Consider the following 20,410-nt stretch of genomic DNA (forward strand, 5'->3'; position numbering starts at 1 on the left):
ATGCTGGGACCGGGAGGCGGCCCCGTCGGATGAGGAGAACGCGATGTCGAAGTACATGTTGATCATGCGGGGCACCGATGAGACGAATGCGGCCATGATGGCCAACATCGACGAGATGATGGCCACCACCCGCCAGTTCATCGAGGACATGATGAAGGCAGACGTTCTCGTCGCGGCCGAAGGGCTGGACGATCCGCACCAGGGCGTCGTGGTCGACTTCGGTGGCGAGGCACCGGTGGTCACCGACGGTCCGTACGGCGAGACCAGGGAGCTGTTCGGGGGCTACTTCCTGCTCGATGTCGCCACGAAACAGGAGGCGGTCGAGTGGGCCGAGCGGGTCCCGGCGGTCCGCGGGTCCAAGATCGAGGTCCGGCGGGTGGCCGAGGCCGACGAGGTCCCGCAGGGTGGCGAATGCGACGGCCAGATCTGATGGGTACGGCCGACGTCGAGGCCGTCTGGCGGATCGAGTCGGCGCGGATCGTGGCCGCGCTGACCCGGTTCACCGGTGACTTCGGGCTGGCCGAGGACGCCGCCCAGGAGGCGGTGGCCGAGGCGCTGGTGTCCTGGCCGCGTGCCTCTCCGGCCAATCCGGCCGGGTGGCTGATGGCCACCGCCCGGCGGCGGGCGATCGACGCGATCCGCCGCCGGGTCGCCCTCCAGGAGCGGTACGCCCTGTTGGCGGCCGATCCCGCGCTCGTTCAGGAGATCGACCCCGACCGGATCGACGACGATGTGCTGGCGCTGATGTTCGTCAGCTGCCATCCGGTGCTCTCCCGCGAGGCGCGGGTGGCACTGACCCTGCGGGTGGTCGGCGGCCTGTCCACCGAGGAGATCGCCCGTGCGTTTCTGGTGCCGGTGCCGACCGTGCAGGCCCGCATCACCCGGGGCAAGAAGGCGATCGCGGCGGCCCGGGTGCCGTTCGAGCTACCGCCGGCCGGTGAGCGCCGGGAGCGGCTGGGCGGTGTGCTCAGCGTTCTCTACGTGATCTTCACGGAGGGGTCGACGGCCACGTCGGGCGACCGGCTGCTGCGCACCGACGTGGCGTACGAGGCGATCCGGCTGGCCCGCACACTTGCCGCGCTCCAGCCGAACGAGCCGGAGGTGCACGGCCTGCTCGGGTCCGGCGCCGGCCCTGGCCATCGTGGACGAGTTGGTCGCCTCGAACCGGCTCCCCGGGTCGCACCTCGTCCCGACCGTACGCGGCGAGCTGCTGACCCGCCTCGGCCGGCTTGCGGAGGCGCGCACCGAGCTGGAACTCGCCGCCCGGCTCTGCGCCAATCAGCGCGAACGCTCGGTGCTGCTCGGCAAGGCGGCGCGCTGAGCAACCTGGGGTGGGTGGCCCGTTACACCTCGTCCGACCCCGACGTGGCCGTGCAGCTCGTCTTCGGCGACGCGACCGTACCCGAGGACTCGGTCATCAGCCCGCGGGTGGACGACGTGGACGGCGCCTATGCCGAGGCGCAGCGGCTCGGTCAGGAGATCGTGCACCCGCTCACCACCGAGCCGTACGGCATGCGACGGTTCTTCGTCCGCGACCCGGACGGCAACGTCGTCAACGTGGCGGCGCACCGCTCCTGAGGCGATCGGGACAATCCCGAGGGATTGACCCTTACCGACGCCCGATGTTAACTGCATATCAACGATGTGGATCGATGTTCATCCGGTTGGTTCGAGCCTGCCTGGTGACACCGCTCCGCGTCGTCTCGCCATCGCCCTCGTTTCGGCGGACGCGGGCACACCGGGCACTTCCTCACAAGGAGCCCTGCATGCGCAGACGCGCCATCAGCACGCTCGCCGCCGCCGTCGTCACCGGACTCACCCTCGCCGCCGGTGCGGCGACGGTCACCTCGACCCCGGCCGAGGCCGCACCGCTGGGCAAGGTCCTGGTCTTCTCCAAGACCGCCGGCTTCCGGCACACCTCCATCGCCAACGGCATCGTCGCCATCCAGCAGCTCGGCGCGGCGAACGGCTTCACCGTCAACGCCACCGAGGACGCGACGACCTTCACGACCGCCAACCTCGCCCAGTACCAGGCGGTGGTCTTCCTCAGCACCACCGGCGACGTGCTCGACGCCGGCCAGCAGGGCGCGTTCGAGGCGTACCTGGCTTCCGGCGGCGGTTTCGTCGGAGTGCACGCCGCCGCCGACACCGAGTACGACTGGCAGTGGTACGGCGGACTGGTCGGCGGGTACTTCGCCTCGCACCCGGCCACCCAGCAGGCGACAGTGCGGGTCGAGGACCGAGCCAACGCCTCGACCGCGCACCTGCCGTCGACCTGGACCCGCACCGACGAGTGGTACAACTACCGGACCAACCCCCGCTCGGCGGTCAAGGTGCTGGCCAACCTCGACGAGTCGTCGTACACCGGTGGGTCGATGGGTGGTGACCACCCGATCACCTGGTGCCACAGCTATGGCGGCGGACGCTCCTGGTACACCGGCCTCGGCCACACCGAGCAGAGCTACGCCGACCCGAACTTCACCCGCATGCTGCTGGGCGGCATTCAGGTGGCGGCCGGGGCGGTGGCGGCCGACTGCCGGCCGGAGCCCGGCTACACCCCGCTGTTCGACGGCACCCAGGCCAGCCTCGGGCAGTGGCGGCAGGCGGGGCCGGGCGGCTTCACACTGGCCGACGGCACCCTCACGTCGAACGGTGGCATGGGGTTGCTCTGGTACCCGGTGCGTACCTTCGCCAACTACTCGCTCAAGGTCGACTGGATGATGCCGGGCGACGACAACGGTGGGGTCTTCATCGGGTTCCCCGATCCGCAGGGCGATCCGTGGGGCCCGGTCGCCGCCGGTCACGAGATCCAGATCGACGCCACCGACGGCGACCCGACGCGCACCACCGGCAGTGTCTACAGCTTCCAGGCACCCAACCAGGCCACCCGCGCGGCGGCGCTCAACCCACCCGGCTCCTGGAACACCTACGAGATCGGCGTACACGGCCAGCGGGTCGAGATCTGGCTCAACGGCGTCAAGATCAACGACTACGTCAGCAGCCGGGCCATCGCCAACGGCTACATCGGGTTGCAGAACGACGGTGCCGGAATGGACATCAACTACCGCAACGTGCGGATCAAGACCGACGGTCCGAGTGAGCCGCCCGCCACCGACCTGGCCCAGGGCCGGCCGGTGACGGCGTCCAGCGTGGAGCCGGGCAGCGCGCACGCGGCGGCCAACGCCGTGGACGGCACCACGACCACCCGCTGGGGCAGCGCGTACGTCGACCCGCAGTGGATCACCGTCGACCTGGGGGCCTCGTACGTGATCAACCGGGTGCGGCTGGCCTGGGAGACGGCCCACGCGCGGGCGTACCAGGTCCAGGTGTCGCCGGACAACGTCACCTGGACACCGGTGCACACCACCACCGCCGGCGACGGTGGCGTCGACGACCTCACTGTCACCGGCACCGGCCGTTATCTGCGGGTGTACGGCACCCAACGCGCCACCCAGTGGGGCTACTCGCTGTGGGACCTCAACGTCTACGGCAGCGCCGCCGGCGGCACAGTGCTCTCCCGGGGCAAGCCCGTCACCGCGTCCAGCGTCGAGCCGGGCAGCGCGCACGCGGCGGCCAACGCCGTGGACGGCACCACGACCACCCGTTGGGGCAGCGCATACGCCGACCCGCAGTGGATCTCGGTGGACCTCGGCGCGTCCCGCACCCTCGACCGGGTCCGGCTGACCTGGGAGGCGGCGTACGCGCGGGCCTACCAGATCCAGGTCTCCCCGGACAACGTCACCTGGACGCCGGTGCACACCACGACCACCGGCGACGGTGGCGTGGACGACATCGCCCTCTCGGCCACAGGTCGCTACCTGCGCGTGCAGGGCACCCAGCGCGCCCTGCCCGCGTACGGCTACTCGCTCTGGGAGCTGGAGGTGCACGGCCGCTGACCGCGGGCCGGAGTACGCCCTAGCGCAGCTCCACGATCCTGGCGCGGGTGTTGGCTGGGGCCTCCGGGTGCCCGCGCTCGACGTCGGCCCGGACGTCAGCAACGGTCTTGCCGGCCAGCTCCCGCCGCCAGGCCAGGTCGGCGCCACGCATGGCCTTGGCGAACGCGCAGGACTGTCGATAGTCGACGCCCGCGTGCTCGCCCGGGCCCTTGCGGAGGATCTGGTCGCACTGGAACAGCTCCTCCGGGCCCTCGATCGCGGCCACTATGTCCAGCAGGGAGACCTCCGCCGGGGCGCGGGCGAGCTGAAAGCCCCCGCGCGGCCCCGAGGTCGACGTCAGGATTCCGGCTCGGGCCAGGGCCTGGAGCTGTTTGTTCAGGTACGCCGGCGGCAGCTCGTAGAAGGCGGCGAGGGTGCTGGTCGGCACCGGGGCGTCCAGCCAGCTCAGGTTGAGGCACGTGTGGAGGGCCCATTCGACGCCCTGACTCATCCGCATGATCCTGGACTCTACCTGTCCAGAATTTGGGACGTCGGATGTGATCGCTGGCGTCGCTGATTCTGGACATCTAGTGTCTAGGAATCGTTGAACGACGAAGGAGTCGAAAAATGACTGTGGTACGCGCGGCCCAGGCCGAGGTTCTCGACAGCGATCCGGCCAGCGTGATCACGCTGCTCCTCGACCCCGAGCACACCGGCGGCGCCCTGACCAGCAACCGCACAGTGCTCAAGCACGGCACTGACGGTGCGCCGCCGCACCTGCACACCCACTCCGGCGAGTTCTTCTTCGTGCTCGACGGCGCCCTGGAGATACTCGTCAACGACGAACTGCGCACCCTGCATCGGGGGGACGTGCTCTTCGTCCCGCCGAACACCCCACACGCCTTCGCCCCCGCCGACGGCCGGGACGCCGACTTCCTCGTCGTGATCACCCCTGGCAAGCCCCGGTTCGACTACTACCGACTGCTCGACAAGGTGCACCGGGGCGAAGCCACCTGGCAGGACGTCGCCGAGACCCAGGACCGTTACGACAACCACTACGTGGACAGCCCCTTGTGGGCCGGCCGACGAGGCTGACCGACGCGACCTGTTCGTGCAGAGGCTGCCCCGTCGGCGCGGGTGATCCGCACCGACGGGGCAACGACTGTCGGACTGGCGCTACCTCTTGGCGATCCTGATCGTCGCGCTGCGGTAGTTGTTGCGCCTGTCGTTCTTCGTCGGGTCGTAGTTCTTCTCGATGTTGCCGGCGCTGTCGACCGAGAACCAGCGGAACGTCGTCGTCTCGGTCACGTGGAACACCTGCCCCGGCTCACGGAACTCGGTCGCCGCGTAGCGGGGCGATTCGAGCGTGGGCCGGCTGCCGTCGGTCGTGTAGTAGATGGTGGCCGGCTCGCTGGTCTCGAAGTGCACGTCGACAGGCCCGGAGTAGCGCCCCGCGCCCGGGACCAACCGGGACGTCGGGTCCTTCTTGTCCCTGCCCCAGTCCGCCGCGACCCGGAACATCTCCATGATCCCGTTGGCGTACTCCATGGTCTCGGCGTGGCCACTGACGAGCTCGGGGTTTCCGTCCCACTCCGGCTGGAACGAACCGCCCTGCCAGTCACCGGTGGCCGGGTTGTAGACGGAGCCGCCGACCTCCCAGCCGAACGCGTAGATCCCGTAGGTGTGGTACAGGTCCTCGCGTACGTTGCCCGCCGAGGAGTAGAGGACGTCGGACGAGCCGCCGACGTTCTCCGGCGTGACGACGGTTTCCCGGTGCGCCTTGACCTGCGACAGGATCCGGGCGGCGGACTGCCAGTAGAACGCCTCGTCACCCAGTGGCGGACGCGGCGTGGTGATCCGGCCGTCAGCGATGTAGGCGCCGGGCTGCCAGAAGAGCTGGCCACCGTTGGAGTGCACCGACATCATGAACTTGATGTTCTTGTACTTCTCGACCAGCCAGATGATGTTCTTCGACTCGGGCTCGGACAGCTCCTCCGGCCCCTGGTAGGTGCCACTGACACAGTTGGTCGACCCTCCCGCGTAGCCGTCGTGGCCCGAGCCGACCCGATAGTTCCGGTTCAGGTCGACGCCCCAGGAGTTCCGCTGAGCCGGATCGGCACTCGCGTCCGGGCAGTGGTTCGTCATGTTCTTACGCTGGGAGGCGAAGTTGTAGAAGCTGTAGTTCGCCCCGTCGGGGTTGTTGGACAGGATGAAGAAGACGTCGGTGTTCTCGACGATCTTCTTCGTCTCCCGGTCGGACCGGTAGTTGTGCACCAGACGCTCGGCCGACTCGAGGCTGGTCGTCGCCGGCACCCACTCGCGGGCGTGGTCCTGCGCCTGGATGAGCACACCGGGCTTCTTACCGTCACGGTGCTTGCCGATCCGCAGGACCGGGATCGTCGCGGGGCCTCGCGGCACCTCGCCCTCCGGTGCTCCGACGCGCTTCTGGTCGAGGAAGTCGGTCAGCGCGACCGGGCCGGCCGTCGGAGCGACGATGCCGGTGCCCTCGTTGGTGCGGTACGGGTGCGCCCGGTCGATGAGCCCCGCGGAGCGGCTCCGCAGCGCCTCGGCCACCTCGGCGGCCGTGCTCGTCGGTGCGCCCGAGGCGTCGGTGGCGAGCAGGACACGGACCGCCGTGCCGGTGACCTCCACCGCCAGCGGGAGATCCGGCTCGGGCCGGTCCACGAAGTCCACAGTGACGTCGTTGCCGCCCTGGTGACCCCATGCGGCCGAGGAGACGACGACCGCAGCCTGCCCCGCGCCGCCGATCTGGGCCTGCGCCTTGCGTTGGTACCCGTTCGTCTGGTTCGGCAGGTAGACGATCTCGGCGATGTCCGGGTACTGACGGGCGATCTCCTTGGCGCGGCTGTAGAGCTGCTGCGGGTGCCGGTAGCCGTCCACGAAGTCCGACTTGTAGGACGGGTTCGCCGTCAGCGGCGGCGGGGCGTCCTCCAGCCAGTTGGAGACGGCACCGGTCGCGACGCCACCGGTGGAACTCGTCAGCTTGATCGTGTTGGGGCGTACGTCGAGCTTGAAGAGGTTCCGGTGGAACATGTACTGCCCGGAGTCGACGAACCGGCTCATCGTCCGGGCGAAGCCGAACGGCGTGCCCTTCCCCGAGTCGTTCTCCAGCTGCATCCCGACGATCGGGTCCGCCTGTTGCCCCTCGGTGGTCCGCGCCTCGACGTAGAGGAAGCCCTGACCCTTCGTGGTGAACCAGTCGGCGCGGACGACGCGTACCGTCGCGTCGTGGCTCGCCGGCTGGGCCGCCCGCGCGCTGGCCGCGCCGATGCCGAGGCCGCCGTCGGCCTCGTCGCTCCAGGCGAAGCCGGCGCTCTCGCCGAGCACCTCGACGCCCATCGCCGTCAGTTCGGTGACCTGCTCGGCGGTAACCACCGCTTCGCCCTCGATGCCGTTCGGCACGCGCCGGAGGCCGTGTTCGAGGTCGAAGCCGGCCGCTGCCACCTTGTCCAGCATGTCGGCGCCGGTCAGCCTGATGTGTACGAGGCGTACCGACTCCCGATCCTCAGGCTGGGATCGGCTGGCGGCGGCCGATGGCCCCGTGGGATCCGCGCCCGCAGGGCCGGTCGTCACGAGGATGCTGCCCACCAGGGTGGACAGCGCGAGCAGCGCGATGCGCCGTTGTGATCGCCGCATTCCCCCTCCTTCTGCCTACGACGGGTGATTGCCGGCGGACCGGTCCGGTGAGCGTATGTGCGTTAGCGGCTGCAGTGGTTCACGTCGATCGAATTTGAGCATTCCTTGAGGCGACCGTCGCCGACTCCGCGCCGCCGCGTCAGTAACCTCGGCGGCCTCTCCCCCGGCCGAGGGAGCGCCTCCCCATCTGTCGGGGAGGAGAGCTGATCCGCAGCCGGCGATCGTAGGTCCATGGCTGTCGTTGAGATACCGACCCGTGCCAGACCGTGGGCGCTGGCGTGTGCCGTGTTCGTCGTTGCCGCGGTGACTCAGCGGCTCTACTGGATCGCGGGTGGCCGGTGGGGGTACACCGCGTGCGACCGCACCGATCTGGTCGACCCGGCGGGCGGGTGCGGTGCGGACCAGGTCGTGGCGTTGCCGCTCTGGTCGGGGTGGGGCGCGGTGGGAGTCGGCGTCGCCCTCGCGGTGGTGCTCGGGTGCACGGTCCGGTTCCCCGGCCGCTGGGCCACCGCCGGCAGCTGGGCCGCCGCCGCGCTGCTCCTGGTGGCCGCGTTCCCGCTGCACCTGCTCTTCGAGATCCCGGCGGCGCTCGCGGGACGGCCCTCGGACTGGCGTGACCTCGGAGCCCGGCTCCTGCTGGTGGCCGGTGGCGTCCTGTTCGCCGGGCTCGCGAACGCATCCGGGCCCCGGCGCGGACCGGCCGCCGTCGGCTACCGGCCGGTGCCGCGGTGGACGCGCCGCTGGGCGTACGTCGCCGTGGCGCTGCCAGTGGTCGGCTGGGCCGTGCCCCACGCGCTGTGGGTGCTCGGCGTTCCGGTCGGCATCTCCGAGCGGGAACTGAACGACATCGAGCGGAACCTCTCCACGGCGACGGGTTTGGCGATCACGCTCGTCCCGCCGCTGGCCGGACTGCTCGTTCTCGGGCTGGTGCGGCGGTGGGGGCAGCAGTTTCCGCGCTGGGTGCCGGGACTGCACGATCGACAGGTCCCCCGACCGCTGGCGGTGATCCCGGCCGGCGTGGTGGCGCTCACGCTGGTCACCTACGGCGTGCTGAGCATCGCTGTGCTCGTCGGCCGACTGCTCACAGGTGACACGCGCTGGTCCGACGTGTGGGACGGGTGGGCCGTCACCGCCACGCTGCTGGTCTTCCTCGGCTGGGGAGTGTCGTTGGCCGTCACCACCACCGGTTACGCCCTGGCCACCTCGACCGACGCCGCCATGACCGCCTCCCAGGATCGGAGCGTCCATGAACCACGCTGACTCCGCCCGCATCGCAGCCACCGCCCCGCCGACCTGGGCGATCTGGGCCGCCTACGCCGTCCCGCTCTGCGTTCTGCCGTCCGCGCTCTGGCGACTGTCGTTGGTGTTCAGCGACGATGGCACCACGCACTGGTACATGGTCTTCCTGTCCGCGCTGTCGATGGGACTGGCCCTGTTGACACTCGGGCTGGTGCACCGGTGGGGACAGCGAGTTCCGCACTGGGTACCCGGCGTCGGAGGCCGTGCCATCCCGGCGCGTCCGGTCGTGCGCATCGCGCTGACCGGCGGCTGGTTGCTCGTCGCCATCTGCGTGTACTTCCTCCTCAACCAGAGGTTCCATGTCGTGCAGAGCATCTGGGTAGGCATCGGTGAGGACGAACCGGTGCACCCGACTCCCGGTTGGGAGGTGCTCCGCTACTACGCCCCAATGCTCGCGTGGGGCCCGCTCGTCATCGCCGTGGCCGCCAACTACCGCCGGCGTGCAGCCAATTTTCGACGACTGGAGAAGCCATGAGGATCCGCAGCACGAGGCGACCACCGAGCGCACCATCGTGTGCGGCGGCGATGGCGGCGGCACCACCTGCGGAGACAGCGCTTTCTTCGTGGGGTGGCTCACCCTCGCGACCGCCTACCGGGACAAGGATTTCGGCCAGTGGCTCGCCTCTGACGACCGGTACGCCGATGAGATCCTGACCCGGCCCGTCCTGGAGTTGAGCTGAGCAGCGCCGCGACAAGCCCTCGTCGCGTACTCCTTCCCGGTCAGAACGTGGCGATCGGGTTGACCGGGCTGCCGGACGTGCCGGCGAAGCGGACGGGTGCGACCGCCAGGTGGAAGTCCCACTGGGCGAGTTCGGCAGCCGCTGTCGCGCAGGCCTCCAGGTCGCAGTTGTCGAGCATCCACAGGCCCATCGCGACGAGGCTCACGGCGTGGACCGGCATCAACACGTCGTCGTACCCCGACGGCTGAACGTCCTGTGGTGTGTCGGCGCCGATCAGCGCGACTCCCCGTTCGTGCAGCCACGGCAGGCAGGACGCGTGCCAGCCGGCCTGCGTGAAACCGCTGGCCGCGCCGTTCTCGTGCCGGAACCGCCCGTAGCCGGTCCGCAGGAGTACCGCGTCGCCGGGTCGCACCCGCACACCCTGGCGACGCTCGGCCTCCTCGAGATCGTCGGGAAACACGCCCTGCCCCGGTTCCAGCCACTGCACACCCCGGGCCGACGCGACGTCCAGCAGGACACCACGCGTGACGATCCCGTTCGCGGCTGCCGTGACGGCCGCCCACGCTGAGCCCGTCGCGGCGTCGACAAACGAGTGCGACCGCCCGTTGTACATAGTGCCGTCCCAGTAGAGGTGGCACGGCGAGTCGAGGTGGGTGAGGGTGTTGCCGTGGTACGAGATGCCGATCCGCTCGGACGAGAAGCCCCAGCGCCGGTCGGCGTGGAAGGCGGGCGGCATGTTCTCGGCACCCGGCATGTCGGCGGTGCACGGGCACGTCGTCGTCGACCGCTCCATGTCTCCCGGTGCGGAGACCTCCCACGCGCAGGACACGCTTCTGCCGTGTCGTACGGCCCGCGCCGCCGCCAGCCGGACATCGTCGGTGATGTGGTTCAGCGTGCCACGTTCGTCGTCGTCGCCCCACCGCCCCCAGTTGGACAGCGTGTCGAAGTACCCGAGCACCTCGTCCTGGGTCGGCATCGGTCGTCCTGCCGTCATGTCAGCATCGACTCCTCGTGTCACGCGGTGTCGAGGCACCGCAGGTCAGGGTATTCCGCCGCATGATCGACGGACGACCGCAGGCAGCGCAGGTGCGCTGCCGTCGCCGTTCTACTCACTGAAGTCGGTCACGGAGAGCGCCTCGTCCAGCCGGCCGGCGGTCAGATCGTCGTGGCGGATGACGAAACTGCCGTAGTAGAACCCGTCGGCCAGCGGAAAACGGGCGAGCGACACCCACTCGCTCGTCAGCCGGTGCTTCTCCTGCTCCACCTGGGAATACCACTGCGCCACCGGGACGACGATCTCACCGGCCTTCTCCCGCCCGGCTAGGGTCTGCTCCGCGATATTCCTCATCACCTCGTCGTCGGCATACCCGCCGATATCGGCGCTGGCGAGCCCTTCATCGGGCGGCCAGAGGCCGTCGGCCAACGCGCGGAGCTCCTCCAGGTGCGGCAGGTCACGCTTCAGGTCATGGGCCAGCTGCTGCTGGAAGGGCGACAGGTCGTCCTCGTCCTCATCGTCGTGCGTGGCGATCCATGGGGGCAGCTCCGCGCCCAGCGTGGCGTGGAGGTCGTACTGCTCGCCGACGAAGTTGGGGATGCTGGGTTCTTCCGCCACCTCGGTTGCGGTGTCGGCCGGCACGTACACGACTCGGGCGTACCTCCGGTCGCCGGTGCCACCGGCGAGGTGGTCCTCCTCGTGGGCCAGGAAGAAGAGCAGCGACCCATCTGCCGGCAGGCCGAAGCCGTCGACTCTCGGCGGCGCCGCGCAGTCGACGGAGAAGATGAACGGCAACGGGCTGGCTCCGGCGGTCGGCCAGTCGGTGCCCACCGGCAGTCGGGGCAAGCCACCGAACTGCCCGACCGGGGCACCGCCGGAACCCCCGCCCAACCGGATCGACAGACGCAGCTGTTCGGTGAACCTGCCGATCTCGTCGTCCGGGATGCCCGCCGCGAGCGCGGCACGGCGGAGCTGGCCTTGATGATCCATGGCCCAGCATGATGCCATCAAGCTACGACGAGAGGATGCTGGGCGGCCGGATGGCTCGATGGTCAGAGACCCTGACCCACCTCGACCAGGTAGCCGTCCGGGTCGCGCAGGTAGCAGCGGATCTCCGTTCCGTGGTCCTTCGGCTCGGTGAGGAAGTCCGCGCCCCGGGACTTCCACTCCTCGTAGAGTTTCCGAATGTCCCGGACCCGGACGTTCATCGCGCAGCTCAGGGTGTTGGAGTCGGCTGGCGCTTTGGCCTGCACCGTCGGCTTGTCGTCCGTCGGACCGCCCTCGACGTTGATGATGATGTAACTGTTGAAGAACTTCATGATCAGTGGGCTGCTCTCGTGGACGCAGGTCGCCCCGAACACCCGCTCGTAGTACTCCCGCGACCGCGCCAGATCGCGAACGATCAGCAAGGTTGCGAGGAACATGCCGTCCTCGGGCTCGAAGTAGTCGGGTGCCGGGTTGGCCAACGCCATGACCGTCCTCCTGTCGTCGCCCGTTCAGCGCGAGAAGTCGGGCGGTGTCGTATCCCCCGCAGATGGTGGCGAAAACGCCACCGCGGCGGGTGGTGTCCCGACTGACCCGACAGGTGCCGACCCGGCCGGGGGATGGCATATCGCTCTGGCGAGGGAGGCCGGGTGCCCGTGGCGGTGCGATGGTGAGGCCAGGACCGGTGGCCGCTGTGGCCGAGCGGGTTGGGGTGACGATGACGCAGCAAGCTGTGCGGGTGGCGCGGATGTTCGACGGCGAACGGCTCGTGGACGGTGGGGTGCTGGTCCTGGTTGACCAGGGGCGCGTCGCCGAGGTGCACCGGGGTAACGCCGAGGTGCCGGAAGGCTGGCCGGTGCGCGAGGAACCGAACGGCACGCTGCTGCCCGGTCTGGTCGACGCGCACGTGCACCTGTGCGCCGACGCCGGGTCCGACGCGCTCGGCCGGCTCGCTGATCGTCCCGAGTCAGACCTCGACGGGGTCGTCGAGGCGTCGCTACGTACGCAGCTGGCGGCGGGCGTCACGACGGTCCGGGACTTGGGCGACCGACGTGACGCGGTGCTGCGGTGGCGGGATCGGCGGGTGCGGGACGACCTACCAACGGTGGTGGGGTCGGGCGCACCGCTCACCAGCGTCGGCGGGCACTGCTGGTCGCTGGGGGGTGAGGCGAACGGTGTCGACGGGGTCCGCGAGGCCGTACGTCTGCGGGCGGCGGCCGGAGCAGACCTGGTGAAGGTCATGGCCAGCGGCGGGGTGTTCACCCCGGGCACCGACACCACGAGGCCGCAGTTCACCGATGAGGAACTGGCCGCCGCACTGACACAGGCCCACAAGCTGGGTCTGCCGGTGACCGCGCACGCGCACGCGCTCAGCGCGGTCGAGCAGGCGCTGCGCGTCGGCGTGGACGGCATCGAGCACTGCACCTGCGTGACCGCGGCCGGCGCCCGTGTTCCCGCTGAGCTCGCGGACCGGCTGGCCGCGTCGGGGGTGGCGGTCTGTGCCACGCTCGGCACCGACCCGGCAGTGGTCACGCCACCTGAGGTGGTGGAGATGGCGGCACGGGCCGGGCTCAGTGAGGCCGCGCTGCGCGACGGCGTCGCCACACTGCACCGGGCCGGGGTCCGCCTGGTCGCCGGTTCGGACGCGGGCCTCGGGCCCGCGAAGCCGCACGGGATCCTGCCCGAGACGCTGGTCGAGTACGTGGCCTGCGGCATTCCCGCCACGGTCGCTCTCACCGCGGCGACCTCGGTCGGAGCCGAGGTGTGTGGCCTGGGGCGACGCAAGGGCCGCGTCCACCCCGGGTTCGACGCCGATCTGCTGATCGTTCACGGCGACCCGACGAGCGACATCACTGTGCTGCGCCGCCCGCTCGCTGTGTACCTCGCCGGTGACCTCGTGAGATAAGGGGCGTCGCCGGGTCAGGACGAGCGGAGCTGCTCGCGGACCCAGGCCCGGTCGGGGTTCACGACGGCCTGGTCGCCGAGCACGACGGTGGGCACTGTCTCGTTGCCGCCGGCCACCGCCCGGACGGCGGCGGCAGCGGCCGGGTCGTTCCAGATGTCGACCCAGTGCGCCCGCTGGGCGAGCCGGCCGAGGGAGAACCGGAGCCGCAGGCAGTAGTGACAGCCGGGACGCCAGTACACGATCGGCCGGCCGTCCACCGCGCTGGCCCGTTGCGCCTCGGCGGCGCCCATCGAGCGGGGGAAGGCCCACGGCGACAGCAGCAGCGCCAACGCCAGGAAGACCAGCAACTCGACGCCGCCGACGACAGGCAGACCGTCGGCCAGTTGCGTCACCGCCACCAGCACGCCGAACGCCGCCATCAGGATCGCCAGAACCCACCGTCGCAGCACGCCGAGGACCCTACCTCCAGGTACGCGATGGCCGCTTTTCCGGCCAGGTGGGCGGCCACAACACCTTGACAGGTATCGATGTTAACGCCAACATGAACTCCGCCACCTGATTGCAACGCCACAGTCACATTCCCAGCCCTTCGCGCCTCTCCCCCGGTCCTGCCCGACGTCGCCGCGCGGCGACGACCGGATCGGCTACGGGATCGCCGCGGTCGTACCGGTGCTGGTCAATGACCGTTCCCAAGCTCGCGGAGGACAGATGCCGCTGCCATTCCCTCGAACCGACCCGAACAGCCGTCGGGCCGTCCACCGGGGGCCCGCCGGCCACGACATCCCTCGGCGTCTGCGGTCGATGCTGGCCGCGGTGCTGGCGATGTTGGCGGTGTCGGCCGGCCTGACCGTGGCCGCGCCGGCGCAGGCCGCACCCGCCGTCACCTACACGAACCCGTTGGTGAACCAGCGGGCCGACCCGCACATCTTCCGGCACACCGACGGCTACTACTACCTGACCGCGACGGTGCCGCAGTACGACCGGATCGTCCTGCGCCGCGCGACCACCCTGCAAGGGTTGGCGACGGCGGCGGAGACGACGATCTGGAGCCGCCACACCAGCGGCGAGATGGGCGCCCACATCTGGGCGCCCGAGATTCACTTCATAAACAACAGGTGGTACGTCTACTTCGCCGCCGGCCGCACCGACGACGTGTGGCGGATCCGGATGTACGTGTTGGAGAACGCCAACCCGAATCCGCTGGCCGGTTCGTGGACCGAACGCGGCCGGATCTCGACACCCTGGGACACCTTCAGCCTGGACGCCTCGACCTTCGTCGCCAACGGCGTGCGCTATCTGACCTGGGCACAGCAGGAACCGGCGATCGGAAACAACTCCAACGTCTACCTCGCCCGGATGGGTGCCAATCCGTGGCAGATCACCGGCACCGTGACTCGGCTCGTCGTCCCGACGTACGACTGGGAGACCCGCGGCTACCGGGTCGCCGAGGGACCGGCGGTGATCCAACGAAACGGCCGGATCTTCCTGACCTACTCGGCCAGCGCCACGGACGCCAACTACTGCCTCGGGATGCTGAGCGCCTCCGCCAGCGCGAACCTGCTCGACGCCGCCTCCTGGAGCAAGAGTCCCAGCCCGGTGTTCGCCAGCAACGCGGCCACCGGCCAGTACGGCCCCGGCCACAACTCGTTCACCGTCTCCGAGGACGGGCAGAGCGACATCCTCGTCTACCACGACCGGAACTACCGCGACATCACCGGCGATCCGCTCAACGACCCGAACCGACGCACCCGACTGCAAAAGGTGTACTGGAACGCCGACGGCACCCCGAACTTCGGCATCCCGGTCCCCGACGGTGCCACACCGGTGCGGCTGCGGTCACATGACCAGGCCGGCAGCTACATCCGGCACTACGACTACCGAGCCCGGATCGAGCCGAACGTCACCAACCTGGCCGACACCCAGTTCCGCATCGTCACCGGCCTCGCCGGCGGCGGTTCGGTGTCGCTGGAATCGACCAATTTCCCCGGTTACTACCTACGCCACCGGGGCTACGCCCTGTACGTGGAGAAGAACGACGGCTCGGCGCTGTTCGGCGGAGACGCGAGTTTCCGTCGTCAAGCCGGCCTCGCCGACAGCGCCGGGATCTCCCTGGAGTCGCAGAACTTCCCGGGCCGCCACGTACGCCACCGCGACGGACTGCTCTATATCGAGGCGGTCAGTTCGAGCGCCGAACGCGCCTCGGCCACCTTCCATCTGGAGTAGGCGCCCGCTGTCGTCGACACCCGTCCAGGTACGCCCGAAGCCCATTGCAGCCAGGAGGAGCGATGCCGTTCATCAGCACGAGAAGACCGTCCGGCAGTGGGTCGATGCGTCGCGGCCGACGTACCGGCCTGGTGCTCGCCATGATCACCATGCTGGTCGGCGCGGTTGGCGCCGTTCTGGTCGGCGCACCCCCGGCAGCGGCGGCGAGCATCGACACCAACGCCTACTACGTCCTGGTCAACCGGCACAGCGGCAAGGTCCTCGACGTCCGGGACACCTCGACGGCGGACGGCGCCGCGATCCAGCAGTGGTCCCGTAACGACGGCGCGTGGCAACAGTTCCAGTTCGTCTCCTCCGGCAGCGGCTACTACCGCCTCAAGGCCCGGCACAGCGGCAAGGTCGTCGACCTCTGGGAGTGGAACACCGCCGACGGCGCCGAGTACCGCCAGTGGTCCGATGCCAACGGCACCAACCAGCAGTTCCAGGTCCTCGACTCCGACAGCGGTTACGTCCGACTGATCAACCGCCACTCGGCCAAGGCACTCGAGGTCTGGGAGCGGTCCACCGCCGACGGCGGCCGGATCAGTCAGTACGCCGACCTCAACGGCCCGAACCAGCAGTGGCAGCTGGTCGCGGTAGGCGGCAGCACGCCACCGACCACCGGCTGTGGCAGCGGGTCGAGCAACGCCGAGGCCGTACTGAGCGGGAGCACCTGGACCGCCCGCAATGGCTCGTCGACTGTCTACTCGGGTTCGGACATGCTGTCGGCGATGCAGGCGGCGGTCAACTCGCTCTCGGCGGGTCGTACGTCGAAGCAGCGGGTGGTGGTTCGTGGCTCCGGCTCGATGAGCGCGGGGTCGCGGTTGTCGCTGCCGTCGTACACGACCCTTGCCGTGTGCGGCACGATCAACGTGACCGGGTCGGGCTCGGGCGACCAGGCGCCGGTGTACTCGCGGGGAACCACTGACGTCGAGGTGCAGAACCTCACCCTTACCGGTTCGCCGCTGTACGGGATCTTCATGCGCAACGTGAACAACCTGACTCTCAGGCAGATCGACATGCGGCTCTCCGCCGGTCTGGGCGTGCGCATCGACAACCACGGTGGAGATCGAGCGGTGAAGGTCCGCAACGTCCGCATCGACAACGTGTACGTGTCGGGAACCGGTACCCACGGGGTCGAGACGTACGGCGTTGACGGTCTGACGATCGGCACTGTCACGGCCCGGAACACCCGGGACTCCGGCCTACTGCTCAACGACACGATCAACGCCACGGTGGGCACCGTCGACGCGCAGGGCGCCGGGGCCGGAACCGGGTACGCGGCGTTCCGGATGGCCAACCGCAACGGCCGGGTAGGCAACTCGTACCCGACGAACATCCGGGTCGGAACCGTGCTCGCGTCCGGCGGCGGCCGGGGGATCTTCTGCGTGTCCGAGTCCGGTGGCGCGGTCATCGACCGGGTGACGATCTCGAACACGGGCAACAACGCGATCCTGGTGGAGAACTGTTACAACGTCGTCATCGCCGGGGTGTCCGGGACGGTGACGGGCGGTGGCGAGGTGCGGATCGCGGCCCGGAGCGAGTTCCCGATCTCCTCTGGCATCCGGTTCCAGAATCTGACAGTCAGCGGGACCAACATCACCCAGAGCCCCTGCGGTGGGGCGAACAACACGATCAGCAACGTCACCCGGGTGAATTCGACCCTGACATGGTGCTGAGAGCCCCTCGGCAGAGCGACTCACGAAAATTGCGAACGAGGGCTATCGTCGCCAGATGCCGAGCTCCCGCATCGCCGTGACCGCCCTGGTCGCACTCACGGTCGTCGACGTCACCCACACCCTCGTCGCTCTTGGGGCATACGAGCGCCGCGTCGGCGGGGTGACCCATGACGGGTCCGGCATAGTGGAGATCCTCGACAGCATCGTGTCGCTTCGTGAGTTGTCCACAGCGACATTCTGTCTGCTGATCCTCACGCTGCTCACCGCCTCGGCCAGCGTCGCCAACTGGTTCATCCAGACCCGGCGCGCGCGACCAGCGGGCGCACCCACAGCAGGAAGGACGAGGTGGTGGGTTAGCGCCCTCATCGCCGTGCCCCTCAACCTGATCGCAGCCGAGCGGTACCTTTCGGCCACCGCGAACGGCGGCGAATACATGCACGCCGTCCTGGCGGAGACCACACTGCTACTGGTCGCCGCAGCTGCGGCGCTGGTGGCCACCACGACCGCCGGTATCCAGTTCATCCGGCGCCAGGTCGGGGTTTCGCCGGCTGGCGCTTGCGGGTAGCGATGGCCCATGAACCGCAATCTCGTCAAGGCTCTACAGGTCGCGTGGGAGCTGCCGGAGTTCCGTGCCGGGGTGCGACACGTCGTCGATCTCGAGGAGATTGCGGGGCTGCTGGCGACGCTGTCCGTTCCGGACCATGACCACGAGGTGGAGCGCAGCCTGCTGAGCCTGCTGCGGTCCGCCCTGGACACCGTCGAGATTCGGGAAGCGGTGTTGCTGCTTCTGGAGCGGGACGAGGTGCGCAGGCCGCTCGTCGCGGCGGCGGTGGAGCCGTTGGCGGACCGGCCGGGTCAGGCTGCCGCCATCGCGTCGGCGGCCGAGGATCCTGTGGTGCGGCGTGAGGTACGGGCGGTGCTGGCCAGCGCCAAGGTACGCGAGCTGATCTGGCAGGCGATCGAGAACCAGCTGAGCGACAACCGTTTCGGCCTGATCCGCCGGGCGGCGGCGCTGTTCGTGTGGCACCCGCGCGTCCGGCGTCTCGCGTGGGCGGTGCGCCGGCACGGCGTGTTGCGGGAGCTACGCCGAAAGTAATGATCCACGCCGACCGATGCCAGAGGCGTAACAACTCTGTTAGCGTTAACAGTTATGACGATCAATCAGAGCCGGATCGGTCGTCACGAGCAGGTCAACCACGTGACAGCGCAGCAGACCGGTGCCGACCGGGCCGACGGGACCGAGAGGGCGCGTACCACCACCACCACCCAGGAGGACAAGACATGACGCACGATCAGAATGAGCAGGTGAGCGGCGAACGGAAACTGCTGACCCGGCGCACCGTCCTGACGACGATGGGAGCCGTACCGGTCGCAGCGGTCGCGACGGTCGTGGGGGCCACCGAAGCCGTCGCCGCACCGGCAAGCATCAACCCGTCGGCAACGCGGCAGACGATCCGCGGTTTCGGCGCCATGGCCCACGCGGCCTGGATCGGCGACCTGACCGCCGCCCAGCGGGACACGGCCTTCGGCACCGGCGAGGGTCGGCTGGGCTTCTCCCTGCTGAGGATCCCCGTCAACGAGAACCAGGCGGACTGGAGCCGCGACCTGGCGACGGCGCAGCGTGCTGTCGCGCTCGGAGCCACCGTCTTCGCATCGCCGTGGAACCCACCGGCCAGCATGATCGAGACCTTCACTCGCGGCAACCAGACCAACGCGAGGCGGCTCCGATACAGCTCGTACGGCGCCTACGCCACGCACCTGAACGACTTCACCGCCCACATGCGCAACAACGGCGTCAACCTGTACGGCATATCGGTGCAGAACGAGCCGGACTACGCGGCCGAATGGACGTGGTGGACGTCCTCGGAGATGCTCCGGTTCCTGCGGGAGAACGCCGGCTCGATCAGCACCAGGGTCATCGCGCCGGAGTCCTTCCAGTACGTGAAGTCCGTGTCGGACCCGATTCTCAACGACTCCGCGGCGCTCGCCAACGTGGACATCATCGGCGCCCATCTCTACGGCACGTCGTACACGAACTTCCCCTACCCCCTCTTCCGGCAGAAGGGCGCGGGCAAGGAACTCTGGATGACCGAGGTCTACTACCCCAACAGCAACACCAATTCGGGTGACGCCTGGCCCGAGGCGCTCGACGTGGGGGAACACGTCCACCGCGCCATGGTGGACGCCGAGTTCCAGGCGTACGTCTGGTGGTATCTCCGGCGCAGTTACGGTCCCATGCGGGAAGACGGCCAGATCAGCAAGCGCGGTGCCATGATGGCGCACTTCGCCAGGTTCGTCCGCCCCGGGTACGTACGGATCGACGCTACGGCGAACCCCGCCTCGAACGTCTACGTCTCGGCGTACCGGGGCGGCGACACGGTCGTCATCGTCGCCATCAACAAGAACACCTCGTCGGTGAGCCAACAGTTCACGCTGTCCAACGCCACCGCCTCCGGCAGTGTCTCGAACTGGCTGACCGACGGCAGCAGGACCGTCGCGCCCCAGGGGGCGCTCAGCATGTCGAACGGCTCGCTCACCGTCACGCTTCCCGCCCGAAGCGTGATGACCTTCGTGACCAGCGTGAGCGCCACCAGCCCCGGGGACACCTACAAGCTGGTCAACGTCGACACCGGCCTGGTTCTCGGCGTACAGAACATGTCCACCGCCGATGGCGGTCTGGCCGTGGTCTGGGGTGACAGCGGCACCGCCGACCACAACTGGGTCCGGGTCACCGACGGCAACGCGTTCCGGTTCCGCAACGTCAACAGCGGCAAGGTCCTCGGCGTCGAGAACATGTCGACCGCCGACAACGCCCGCGTCATGCAGTGGAGCGACAACGGCACCGCCGACCATCGCTGGACCCTGGTGGCGAACAGCGACGGGTCCTACCGGATCCGTAACGTCAACAGCGGCAAGGTGCTCGCCATCCTCAACGGGTCCAGCACCTGGGGCACCCAGGCCGTCCAGTACGCCGACAACGGCAGCACCAGGAACAACTGGCGCCTGACCCGGGTCAGCTGAACGTCCCCGGCTCCGGGTCGACCTCGCGGGGCCGACCCGGAGCCGAACCTCCG

General features: G+C 69.3%; 20 protein-coding genes. 14 read left to right on the forward strand and 6 right to left on the reverse strand.

The annotated features are described in order from the left end of the window. Positions 1 to 43 precede the first annotated feature (43 nt). The 3 genes from NIE111_RS09725 to NIE111_RS09740 all read left to right on the forward strand — a co-directional run bounded on the left by NIE111_RS09725 (position 44) and on the right by NIE111_RS09740 (position 3,896). A complete protein-coding gene (locus NIE111_RS09725) occupies positions 44 to 430 on the forward strand; it encodes a YciI family protein (RefSeq protein ID WP_238684061.1) in 387 nt (128 codons plus the stop codon). Further along, a complete protein-coding gene (locus tag NIE111_RS09730) occupies positions 412 to 1,578 on the forward strand; it encodes a DUF6596 domain-containing protein (RefSeq protein WP_308193652.1) in 1,167 nt (388 codons plus the stop codon). Before NIE111_RS09725 ends, NIE111_RS09730 begins: the two co-directional genes overlap by 19 nt. Before the next feature lie 188 nt (positions 1,579 to 1,766). Then, a complete protein-coding gene (locus NIE111_RS09740) occupies positions 1,767 to 3,896 on the forward strand; it encodes a ThuA domain-containing protein (protein ID WP_238684062.1) in 2,130 nt (709 codons plus the stop codon). Positions 3,897 to 3,915: 19 nt separating this feature from the next. On the opposite strand, the gene NIE111_RS09745 is transcribed toward NIE111_RS09740, so the two are convergent. After that, a complete protein-coding gene (locus tag NIE111_RS09745; RefSeq protein WP_238684063.1) occupies positions 3,916 to 4,392 on the reverse strand; it encodes an RrF2 family transcriptional regulator in 477 nt (158 codons plus the stop codon). Positions 4,393 to 4,502: 110 nt separating this feature from the next. On the opposite strand from NIE111_RS09745, the gene NIE111_RS09750 reads away from it, so the two are divergent. Continuing rightward, the gene (locus tag NIE111_RS09750; RefSeq protein WP_238684064.1) at positions 4,503 to 4,970 is read left to right on the forward strand and encodes a cupin domain-containing protein; all 468 of its coding nucleotides are present in this window, start codon (positions 4,503 to 4,505) and stop codon (positions 4,968 to 4,970) included. Between the two features lie 81 nt (positions 4,971 to 5,051). Here the strand turns inward: NIE111_RS09750 and NIE111_RS09755 are convergent, their stop codons facing one another. Further along, the gene (locus NIE111_RS09755; RefSeq protein ID WP_238684065.1) at positions 5,052 to 7,532 is read right to left on the reverse strand and encodes a M14 family zinc carboxypeptidase; all 2,481 of its coding nucleotides are present in this window, start codon (positions 7,530 to 7,532) and stop codon (positions 5,052 to 5,054) included. 231 nt (positions 7,533 to 7,763) lie between these two features. Here NIE111_RS09755 and NIE111_RS09760 point away from each other — a divergent pair, with 231 nt between their 5' ends. The 3 genes from NIE111_RS09760 to NIE111_RS09770 are packed head-to-tail and all read left to right on the forward strand — an operon-like array spanning position 7,764 to position 9,511. Further along, positions 7,764 to 8,792, forward strand: coding sequence for a hypothetical protein (locus NIE111_RS09760; RefSeq protein ID WP_238684066.1), 1,029 nt, complete (start codon positions 7,764 to 7,766; stop codon positions 8,790 to 8,792). Further along, entirely contained in the window at positions 8,779 to 9,306 is a 528-nt protein-coding gene (locus NIE111_RS09765; protein ID WP_238684067.1) for a hypothetical protein, read from the forward strand. The genes NIE111_RS09760 and NIE111_RS09765 overlap by 14 nt, the downstream gene beginning before the upstream one ends. Before the next feature lie 37 nt (positions 9,307 to 9,343). Then, complete coding sequence (locus tag NIE111_RS09770) at positions 9,344 to 9,511, forward strand: hypothetical protein (protein ID WP_238684068.1); 168 nt, start codon at positions 9,344 to 9,346, stop codon at positions 9,509 to 9,511. 40 nt (positions 9,512 to 9,551) lie between these two features. Here NIE111_RS09770 and NIE111_RS09775 read toward each other — a convergent pair whose 3' ends face one another. From NIE111_RS09775 to NIE111_RS09785, 3 genes are all read right to left on the reverse strand, one after another. Further along, positions 9,552 to 10,505, reverse strand: coding sequence for a cyclase family protein (locus NIE111_RS09775; RefSeq protein WP_238684069.1), 954 nt, complete (start codon positions 10,503 to 10,505; stop codon positions 9,552 to 9,554). Positions 10,506 to 10,616: 111 nt separating this feature from the next. Further along, positions 10,617 to 11,495, reverse strand: a complete 879-nt coding sequence (locus NIE111_RS09780; RefSeq protein ID WP_238684070.1) for a DUF1963 domain-containing protein — start codon at positions 11,493 to 11,495, stop codon at positions 10,617 to 10,619. A gap of 62 nt (positions 11,496 to 11,557) precedes the next feature. Next, complete coding sequence (locus NIE111_RS09785) at positions 11,558 to 11,977, reverse strand: VOC family protein (protein ID WP_112583511.1); 420 nt, start codon at positions 11,975 to 11,977, stop codon at positions 11,558 to 11,560. 230 nt (positions 11,978 to 12,207) lie between these two features. Here NIE111_RS09785 and NIE111_RS09790 point away from each other — a divergent pair, with 230 nt between their 5' ends. Next, positions 12,208 to 13,395 (forward strand): metal-dependent hydrolase family protein, encoded by a 1,188-nt coding sequence (locus NIE111_RS09790; RefSeq protein ID WP_238684071.1) that lies wholly within the window; start codon positions 12,208 to 12,210, stop codon positions 13,393 to 13,395. Positions 13,396 to 13,409: 14 nt separating this feature from the next. Here NIE111_RS09790 and NIE111_RS09795 read toward each other — a convergent pair whose 3' ends face one another. Next, entirely contained in the window at positions 13,410 to 13,844 is a 435-nt protein-coding gene (locus tag NIE111_RS09795) for a glutaredoxin domain-containing protein (protein ID WP_238684072.1), read from the reverse strand. Between the two features lie 259 nt (positions 13,845 to 14,103). On the opposite strand from NIE111_RS09795, the gene NIE111_RS09800 reads away from it, so the two are divergent. The 6 genes from NIE111_RS09800 (at position 14,104) to xynC (ending at position 20,357) form a co-directional block, all read left to right on the forward strand. Then, positions 14,104 to 15,618 carry a family 43 glycosylhydrolase gene (locus tag NIE111_RS09800; RefSeq protein ID WP_238684073.1) on the forward strand — a complete coding sequence of 505 codons (1,515 nt, stop codon included), beginning with the start codon at positions 14,104 to 14,106 and terminating at the stop codon, positions 15,616 to 15,618. 62 nt (positions 15,619 to 15,680) lie between these two features. Beyond that, a complete protein-coding gene (locus NIE111_RS09805) occupies positions 15,681 to 17,336 on the forward strand; it encodes an RICIN domain-containing protein (RefSeq protein WP_308193653.1) in 1,656 nt (551 codons plus the stop codon). Between the two features lie 55 nt (positions 17,337 to 17,391). Next, positions 17,392 to 17,901 carry a hypothetical protein gene (locus tag NIE111_RS09810; RefSeq protein ID WP_238684074.1) on the forward strand — a complete coding sequence of 170 codons (510 nt, stop codon included), beginning with the start codon at positions 17,392 to 17,394 and terminating at the stop codon, positions 17,899 to 17,901. A 9-nt stretch (positions 17,902 to 17,910) separates the two neighbouring features. Further along, positions 17,911 to 18,432, forward strand: coding sequence for a hypothetical protein (locus NIE111_RS09815; protein ID WP_238684075.1), 522 nt, complete (start codon positions 17,911 to 17,913; stop codon positions 18,430 to 18,432). A gap of 54 nt (positions 18,433 to 18,486) precedes the next feature. Next, on the forward strand, positions 18,487 to 18,621 hold the full coding sequence (locus tag NIE111_RS31965) for a hypothetical protein (RefSeq protein WP_274530870.1): 135 nt from the start codon (positions 18,487 to 18,489) through the stop codon (positions 18,619 to 18,621). 68 nt (positions 18,622 to 18,689) lie between these two features. Continuing rightward, complete coding sequence (xynC, locus tag NIE111_RS32390; protein WP_504858752.1) at positions 18,690 to 20,357, forward strand: glucuronoarabinoxylan endo-1,4-beta-xylanase XynC; 1,668 nt, start codon at positions 18,690 to 18,692, stop codon at positions 20,355 to 20,357. The last annotated feature ends 53 nt before the right edge of the window (positions 20,358 to 20,410 follow it).

Source organism: Micromonospora hortensis, from assembly GCF_022230935.1.
GTDB lineage: Bacteria > Actinomycetota > Actinomycetes > Mycobacteriales > Micromonosporaceae > Micromonospora > Micromonospora hortensis.